Consider the following 715-nt stretch of genomic DNA (forward strand, 5'->3'; position numbering starts at 1 on the left):
CGGTTAAAGTTATTGATACGCGCGACAATCCGCCAGGTGCCGAGCGTCTGCCTGAACAGGTTGAACTGCACAGTGGAGGTTGGAATACCCAGTGGCTTGCAGAAGCTGACTTGGTGGTGACCAACCCTGGTATTGCGTTAGCGACACCTGAGATACAAACGGTGCTAGCGAAAGGCACGCCTGTCGTGGGGGACATCGAGTTGTTTGCTTGGGCTGTGAATAAGCCAGTGGTGGCCATCACGGGTTCAAACGGCAAGAGCACGGTGACAGATTTAACTGGTGTGATGGCGAAAGCGGCAGGATTGACGGTGGGTGTCGGCGGTAACATTGGCGTGCCTGCACTGGAACTGCTTGAGCAAGATGCGGATTTGTATGTACTGGAACTTTCAAGTTTTCAGTTGGAAACGACGTCGAGTTTGAAACTCAAAGCGGCGGCATTTCTTAACCTTTCCGAAGATCATATGGATCGCTACGAAGGTATGGCAGATTATCGCGCTGCTAAGCTGCGAATTTTTGATCATGCAGAGTTAGCTGTAGTTAACCGTGATGATCAAGAGACGTACCCAGAGGTTGAGATGCCCGTGGTTACGTTTGGCAGCGATGAGCAAGCTTACGGCCTTGAAGTCGATGGTTCTCGCACATGGTTACTTGATCATGGTCAGCGCGTTATCGCCAGCGATGAATTGAAACTTGTCGGCAAACATAACTTAGCGAA

Annotated in this window: 1 protein-coding gene; it reads left to right on the forward strand. The window is 50.8% G+C overall.

Going from position 1 to position 715, the window contains the following annotated elements:
* Positions 1-715: UDP-N-acetylmuramoyl-L-alanine--D-glutamate ligase (murD, locus tag R7Z50_RS27275; RefSeq protein ID WP_318149719.1), on the forward strand; the 715-nt coding region annotated here is incomplete at both ends.

The organism is Vibrio sp. 1249-1, assembly GCF_033340495.1.